The organism is Streptomyces sp. NPDC016309, from assembly GCF_043077235.1.
Taxonomy (GTDB): Bacteria; Actinomycetota; Actinomycetes; order Streptomycetales; family Streptomycetaceae; genus Streptomyces.
In genome coordinates this window covers 356,224-363,356 of the sequence record NZ_JBIBSG010000006.1, presented here as the reverse complement: position 1 = coordinate 363,356, position 7,133 = coordinate 356,224, and the positions used below count along the sequence as shown (strand labels likewise).

The window sequence follows — 7,133 nt, the reverse complement described above, 5'->3', positions numbered from 1 at the left end:
CCCACCCGGACCCGGGTGCGCCAGCATCGTCGCCGCGTGGTGCACCCCACCACCCGGAGGCGGCGTCGACCCCGGAGGCGCGGGCGGCGCCGGGGGCGGAGGCGTACCGGGACCGCCGTGCGTGCCGGGAGCACCCGGAGCGCCGGGCGGGCCGGGCGGCGCCGGCGTACCGGGCCCACCCGGACCCGGGTGCGCCAGCATCGTCGCCGCGTGGTGCACCCCACCACCCGGAGGCGGCGTCGACCCCGGAGGCGCGGGCGGCGCCGGGGTCGGAGGCGTACCGGGACCGGCGGGCGGCGGTGTGGCGTCGGGCGGGAGCTGCGAGACCAGTTGCGTCGGTACGTAGCCGCCGGCCGGTGCCCCGGGCGCGCCCGGGCCCGAGACGGGCGGCCGCGCTCCCGGGGTCCCCGGCGCGCCGGGCGGCGGCGGGGTCGTCGGGCCGGTCCCGCGCGAGGGCCTGGCGCCGCGCGGCGGGAGGCCGGCCTTGCCGGTGGCGGCGTCCGCGATGTCCCCGCCCGAGGAGCCCGGAAGGTCCAGGGAAGGCACGATGGCGGTACGCGGCAACTGGCTGCCGCCCGACATCAGTGCCGTCGGCGCGTCCGCGCCCACCGCGGGCGGCGGCGTGTCGTCGTCGTCCGAGCCGGACAGCGGCGGCGCGAACACGGTCGCGGGCAGCGGTACGGAGGCGTCGTCGCCCTCGGCGCCGGGGGCGTTGACGTCGCTCCACGGCGCGGAGGCGGGCACCCCCTCGGGCGCGGTCGGCTCGTGGTCCCCGGGCGGGGCCGGCCAGGCGGTGCTCCCCCCGTGGGAGCCCCCGGCGGACGGCCCGGGGTGCCCGGACGGCGCCGGGTCGGCGGCCGGAGCGGCCACCGCGCCGGAAGGCGCCTCGTCCGTGGGCGCCGCGTCGACCGGAGCCGGAGCCAGATCCGGAGCCGAAGCCGGAACCGGGGCGGACGGCGGAACCGGAGCCGGGTCCGGAGCCGAAACCGGAGCCGGGGCGGACGGCGGAACCGGTGCCGGGTCCGGCGTCCCGGACGACACCGCGGCCCCCTGCTCCCCGCCCGTACGACCGGCACCGGCACCGGCATCAGCACCGGCACCCGTGCCGGAATCCGCGCCCTCCTGGCGCCGGTCCGGAATGCCCATCCGGTCCGCCGCGTCCTGCAACCACTCCGGCGGCGTCAGCAGGAACGAGGTCTGGTTCAGATCAATGCGCTCCGGCGGCGCCGCCGCCGGAGCGGCAGGCGCACCCGCGGGCGCCCCGTACTCCTCCTCGTACCGGCGGATCACCTCACCCACCGGCAGGGCGGGCCACAGCGTGGCCTCCCCGCTGTCCCGGGCGATCACCAGCCGCTGACGGCCGCCGTCCGACGTCGGTCCGTTCTCCCGGTCCTCCGCCCACACCACGAACCCCAGCTCGAACTCCCGTACCCGCACCTCGCGGTGCTGGTACGCGGGCACGTCGCCGTTGATCCACTCTTCCGCCCGCTCCTGCGCCTGCGCGAAGGTCACCATCGAACGCTCACTCCCCCACCGGAACGGCCCGCGCGAAGCCGCCGTCCACCATCAGGTTCGCCACCGTCTCCAGCTCCGGCGGACCGCCCGCCAGCCGCTGGAGGAACTCGTCGAAATCCGCCCCGCACGGCAGCAGCAACCGCTCCACCCGCTCCTGCACCGTCAGACCGTCCTGGTCCCGCGCGTCGTCGTAGGCGCAGAACCACACCGACCCCACGTCACCACCGCCCCGCACCTTCACCGCCAGCAGACCGCCCTGGACGAAGGCCACGCCGAGGTAGTCCTTCGTCAGGTGATCGCGCAGACACTTGTTGACGTACACCAGGTCGTTGACCGCGGCCTCGTCCCGCACCGTGAAGAACGGCTGGTCCACCAGCAGCCCCAGCTCCGCGTCCAACGCCGCGCCCACCGGGGCGCACCCGCCGGCCGCCTTCAGGAAGGACCGGTACGCACCGGGGAGCCGGTACCCCAGGTCCTCCTCCACGCCCTGCAACTGCGCCTCGGACACCGACAGCGCGCCCTTCGGCAGCCCGAAGTGCGCCGGACGGGTCTCCTGCAACGGCCGCGTACCGCGCTTGCCGTGGTCCACGGCGGCCGTCGCCAGCCCCCCGTGGTGCCGCAGCAGCGCCTTCACCTCCACCGGCACCAGCTCCATGCGCCGCGTCCCGGCCACGTGGTGCCAGGTCCAGCCGTGCGGCGTCGCCACCGCCGGAACGGTGTCCCACAGTTCGTGCCCCGCCGCGGACAGCGCGGCGTTCGCGGACACGTAGTCCGTCAGTCGCAACTCGTCCACGCCGAAACCCTCCGGCGGCTCGGCGATCTCCGCCGCCGCCCGCGCGTACGGCGAGAAGTCCGGGCGGCCGTTCTCGTCCACCCGCACCCCACCGGGATGCCGGGCGGCCCGGACCGGGTCCGGGAAGTGCACGACCTGCCCGGCGTAGGCCGCGTTCGGTGGCGCGGCACTGTGCTGCCCGAGCCGACCTGTCGTCATGGCGGATGCCCCCTGCTGCTGCTGGCTGGTCCGCACAGCCTATGCGGTGCCCCGGGAGGGGGAACCCGCCCACCATGACGGTGACCACCCGTCACACTCAGGTGACCCACAGGCGACCGCACGACACACCGATCACACGTTTCAGCGCCCCCGCTTCCCCATCAGCTCACCCATTTGGCAGGCTGGTCCCCGCAACTCGGGGGATTGCAGAGGGGACGACACAGACCATGCAGGCAGCGCGACCAGGCACGACGCCCGCCAGCGGCGACCCACGCCTCAGCTGGAGCAGCACCGGCCCCGATCTCACCCCGATACTCCGGCACCGCCGCGACGGCATCCTCCCCACCGTCGGGGCAGCACTCTCCGTACGCGGCGAGACCCTCACCTGCACCGCCGGCCGGGGCGACCGGCCGCCCGTCCTGCACCCCCTCGTACAGGACTTCCTCGACACCCTCACCAGCGGCCAGCGCGAACGCTTCACCGGCCGCTGCCCCGAGGCGATCCTGCTGTCCCGCCACCTCACCGCCACCGAGAGCGGCCGCTCCAAGCGCGCCCAGCGCAAGCCCCTCAGCCAGGGCGAGGCGCGCCGCTCCCTCAAGCACGCCAAGATCACCGCCCGCCGCATCCGCGAGGACGGCGACCCCCTCCACGGCAGCTACGCCGCCCCCTGCCGCTCCTGCACCGCGCTCCTGGCCCACTTCGGCGTACGTCCCGTCGACCCCACCACCGCCCAGAACGGCTGACCGCACGCACATGCCCGACCTGAACACCACCCGCTTCCCCGTCGCCGTCGACGCCGCCCTCAGGGAAGCGGGCTGGCAGCCCGGCCGCTGGGACATCAAGCAGGCCGAACACTGGGCCGACACCCTGCGCGGCTACGTCTCCCCCGCCGGCCACCGCCACAGCGTCTTCCCGGCGGCCGTCGAGGTCTGGGCCGAGTTCGGCGGCCTCCGCATCACCGCACCCGGACCCGGCCGCCAGATCGCCCCCGTGCCCGTCCACCTCGACCCGCTCGCCGGACTCCACCACGCCCGCAGCCTCGCCGACCTCGGCCGCGCCCTCGACACCGACATGGCCCCCCTCGGCGAAGAGGCCGACAACCGGGCCGTGCTCGCCATCGACGCCGAGGGCCGCGTCTACAGCCTCGACCACGCCGGCGACTGGTACCTCGGCCCCGGCATCGACCAGGCACTCGCCACCCTCGTCACCGGCGCCCAGCCCGCCCGCCTCACCTCCACCTGAGCCGGCCCCCGGCACCGGACGCCGCCCCGGGCACCGGAAGCCGGGCGCCGCCCCGGCCCTCAGGAGCCCGGGACCGGCAGCACCGCGGACACCTTGAACCCGCCCTCGTCCGTCGGCCCCGACACGAACACCCCGCCCAGCGCCGTCACCCGCTCCCGCATCCCCACCAGGCCGTTGCCGCCGCTCGGCAGTCCCGCGTCCGCCGTACGCCCGTCCGACGGACCGTTCTCCACCTGCATCGCCACCTCGCCCTCGCGGTGCGCCAGCCGCACCACCACCTTCGCCCCCGGCGCGTGCTTGTGGACGTTCGTCAGCGCCTCCTGCACCACCCGGTACGCCGTGCGCTCCACCGCCGCGCCGCACGGCCGCACCTCCCCCGTCACCCGCAGCTCCACCGCCGTCCCGGCCTGCCGCGACTGCTCCACCAGCTCCTCCACCGCGTCCAGGCACGGCCCCTCGTCCACGGCCACCGCCCCCGCGGCGTCCGCCCCAGCGGTGTCCGGCCCTCCGACGGCCGCGGCCGCCGCGGCACGCCCCACGGCCGCCGGCGACACCGCCGGCTCCCGCACCGGAGCCACCTCGTCCCCCGCCCGCAGCACCCCGAGCATCTGCCGCAGCTCCGTCAGCGCCTGCCGGCCCATGTCCCCGACCAGCGCCGCGTTCTTCACCGCCTTCTGCGGATCCTTCAGCGCCACCGCCTGCAACGCCGCCGCGTGCACCACCATCAGGCTCACCCGGTGCGCCACCACGTCGTGCATCTCGCGCGCGATCCGCGTGCGCTCCTCGGTGCGCGCCATCCGCGCCCGCTGCTCGGCCCGGTCCGCCAGCAGCGACAACTCCTGCTCCAGGCTGTCCGCCCGCTCCCGCAGGCTCTCCAGCAACCGCCGCCGCGCCCCGATGTACAGCCCGAACAGCACGGGCGGCGCGTTCACCCCCAGCGCCAGCACGACCGCCGTCAGCGGCACGTACCACGGCCCCGGATCGAAGTCCGCCGACGCGATGTCCTGCCGCAGCCGCACGAACGTCACGATCAGCACCGCCGCCAGCGACATGCCCGCCAGCACCGCGATGATCCGCCGCGGCACCTCGGACGCCGCCAGCGTGTACAGGCCGACGACCCCCATCAGGAAGCCCATCTCGGCCGGGGTGATCGCGATCGACACCAGCACCACCGCGACCGGCCACCGCCGCCGCACCACCAGCACCGACCCGGCGAGCAGCCCGAACAGCACCCCCACGGGCACCGGCAGCCCCGCGTCGTCCGCGAACCCGACCCCCTCCGCCGCGCACTCCAGCGCCGACACGGCCCCGAGCGTCACGTCCAGCACGGCACTGCGCCGCCGCCCCCACCACCACCGGCCCCGGGCGGTCGCACCCGCGGCGTCCTGGTCTGCCCCCGTTGTGGTCATGTCCATCAGCCTACGGGCGCCCGCGACCCCTTTTCCGGCCAGCCCGCCGGCCCCGTCCGGGCCGATCCACCCCCGGAACGCACGCGAATCCCTCGAAGAACACGGGGGTGACGTACCGCGGATGCCCGGCGGTCGACGTGCTGAAGAGCGCCGGGTCGTACCGTCGCATCGAGGGGGCCGGGTACGGCATAGTAGGGGCTGCCCTCACAGCCGGTCGAAGAAATCGGACATAAAGGGCTATCTATCCCGGGTCGTCTAATGGCAGGACAAATGGTTTTGGTCCATTGAATGAGGGTTCGATTCCTTCCCCGGGAGCCCCGGTTCGGGTCCTGACCTCCACGGTCGGGACCCGCCCTCATTTCCGCCGTGAAACCCCCCGGTATCCTTCGGGTGTCCACCACCCGAAGCCGAAGGGCATTCCCGTGAGCGCCAACCGCCCGGCAGCCGTCGTCGTCCTCGCAGCGGGTGAGGGCACCCGCATGAAGTCGAAGACCCCCAAGGTCCTGCACCAGATCTGCGGGCGCTCGCTCGTGGGGCACGTGGTCTCGGCCGCGCGTGAGCTCGACCCCCAGCACCTGTGCGTCGTCGTCGGGCACGCCCGGGAGCAGGTGACGGCGCACCTCGACGAGTTCTACGCCGGTACGCGCACCGCCGTGCAGCACGAGCAGAACGGCACCGGCCACGCCGTGCGCATGGCCCTGGAGGAGCTGGGCGCCGGGGCGCTGGACGGGACCGTGGTGGTGGTGTGCGGGGACACCCCGCTGCTGTCGGGCGAGACGCTGACCGCGCTGGCCGCGACGCACGCCGCCGACGGCAACGCGGTGACCGTGCTGACGGCCGAGGTGCCGGACGCGACGGGGTACGGGCGGATCGTCCGGGACCCGGAGACGGACGCGGTGACCGCGATCGTGGAGCACAAGGACGCGACGGACGCGCAGCGGGCGATCCGTGAGATCAACTCCGGGGTGTTCGCCTTCGACGGCACGCTGCTGGCGGACGCGCTGGGGAAGGTCCGGACGGACAACAGCCAGGGCGAGGAGTACCTCACGGACGTGCTGGGGATCCTGCGCGAGGCGGGTCACCGGGTGGGCGCGTCGGTGGCGGGCGACCACCGGGAGATCCTGGGGATCAACAACCGGGTGCAGCTCGCGGAGGCCCGCCGGCTGCTGAACGGCCGCCTGCTGGAGCGGGCCATGATGGCCGGGGTGACGGTGGTGGACCCGGCGTCGGTGTTCCTGGACGTGACGGTGACGTTCGAGCGGGACGTGGTGGTGCACCCGAACACCGAGCTGACGGGTGCGACGCACCTCGCGGAGGACGCCGAGGTGGGTCCGAACAGCCGGCTGAAGGACACGCGGGTCGGCCGGGGCGCCCGGGTGGACAACACGGTGGCGGACCGGGCGGACGTCGGCGAGGGGGCGACGGTGGGTCCGTACGCGTACCTGCGCCCCGGGACGCTGCTGGGGCCGAAGTCGAAGGCCGGTACGTACGTCGAGATGAAGAACGCCCGGGTGGGCGAGGGGTCGAAGGTCCCGCACCTGTCGTACGTGGGCGACGCGACGATCGGCGAGTACTCGAACATCGGTGCCGCCAGCGTGTTCGTGAACTACGACGGCGAGAGCAAGCACCACACGACGATCGGTTCGCACTGCCGTACCGGCTCGGACAACATGTTTGTGGCTCCTGTCACGGTCGGGGACGGCGCGTACACCGCCGCCGGGTCGGTGATCACCAAGGACGTGCCGCCCGGTTCGCTCGCGGTCGCCCGAGGACAGCAGCGGAATATCGAGGGTTGGGTCGCCCGGAAGCGGCCCGGCAGCGCGGCCGCGCAGGCGGCCACGACGGCCTCCGAGCAGGCCGTCGGCGAGGACTGACCGGAAACAGGTGCGTCGAACTCGGCGTACCGTGATACGTGCACACAAATTCGGCTGGTTCGCGCGAAAGTGGTCGCGGCCAGGGAACACGTCTGAGGAGAC

The 7,133-nt window shown here is 74.5% G+C and carries 5 protein-coding genes, 1 tRNA gene and 1 pseudogene; 4 read left to right on the top strand and 3 right to left on the bottom strand.

Annotated elements, in window-relative coordinates:
* Both ACF068_RS17980 and ACF068_RS17975 read right to left on the bottom strand, forming a co-directional pair.
* A pseudogene (locus tag ACF068_RS17980) lies at nt 1-1,515 on the bottom strand (hypothetical protein); the annotation flags it as partial.
* Nucleotides 1,516-1,522: 7 nt separating this feature from the next.
* Nucleotides 1,523-2,506, bottom strand: coding sequence for an SMI1/KNR4 family protein (locus tag ACF068_RS17975; protein WP_392275198.1), 984 nt, complete (start codon nt 2,504-2,506; stop codon nt 1,523-1,525).
* A 227-nt stretch (nt 2,507-2,733) separates the two neighbouring features.
* Between ACF068_RS17975 and ACF068_RS17970 the strand changes: the two genes are divergently transcribed.
* Nucleotides 2,734-3,249 carry a YwqJ-related putative deaminase gene (locus ACF068_RS17970; RefSeq protein ID WP_392275197.1) on the top strand — a complete coding sequence of 172 codons (516 nt, stop codon included), beginning with the start codon at nt 2,734-2,736 and terminating at the stop codon, nt 3,247-3,249.
* A 10-nt stretch (nt 3,250-3,259) separates the two neighbouring features.
* Complete coding sequence (locus ACF068_RS17965; protein ID WP_392275196.1) at nt 3,260-3,748, top strand: SUKH-3 domain-containing protein; 489 nt, start codon at nt 3,260-3,262, stop codon at nt 3,746-3,748.
* Nucleotides 3,749-3,807: 59 nt separating this feature from the next.
* Here ACF068_RS17965 and ACF068_RS17960 read toward each other — a convergent pair whose 3' ends face one another.
* Nucleotides 3,808-5,157, bottom strand: a complete 1,350-nt coding sequence (locus tag ACF068_RS17960) for a sensor histidine kinase (RefSeq protein ID WP_392275195.1) — start codon at nt 5,155-5,157, stop codon at nt 3,808-3,810.
* A 244-nt stretch (nt 5,158-5,401) separates the two neighbouring features.
* Between ACF068_RS17960 and ACF068_RS17955 the strand changes: the two genes are divergently transcribed.
* Nucleotides 5,402-5,472, top strand: a tRNA-Gln gene (locus tag ACF068_RS17955).
* Between the two features lie 107 nt (nt 5,473-5,579).
* The gene (glmU, locus tag ACF068_RS17950; RefSeq protein WP_392275194.1) at nt 5,580-7,031 is read left to right on the top strand and encodes a bifunctional UDP-N-acetylglucosamine diphosphorylase/glucosamine-1-phosphate N-acetyltransferase GlmU; all 1,452 of its coding nucleotides are present in this window, start codon (nt 5,580-5,582) and stop codon (nt 7,029-7,031) included.
* Nucleotides 7,032-7,133: the final 102 nt, after the last annotated feature.

Excerpts from the sequence above, each read along its gene's own strand:
- ACF068_RS17975 (WP_392275198.1), bottom strand. The coding sequence starts at position 2,506 with ATGACGACAGGTCGGCTCGGGCAGCACAGTGCCGCGCCACCGAACGCG.
- ACF068_RS17970 (WP_392275197.1), top strand. The coding sequence starts at position 2,734 with ATGCAGGCAGCGCGACCAGGCACGACGCCCGCCAGCGGCGACCCACGC.
- ACF068_RS17965 (WP_392275196.1), top strand. The coding sequence starts at position 3,260 with ATGCCCGACCTGAACACCACCCGCTTCCCCGTCGCCGTCGACGCCGCC.
- ACF068_RS17960 (WP_392275195.1), bottom strand. The coding sequence starts at position 5,157 with ATGACCACAACGGGGGCAGACCAGGACGCCGCGGGTGCGACCGCCCGG.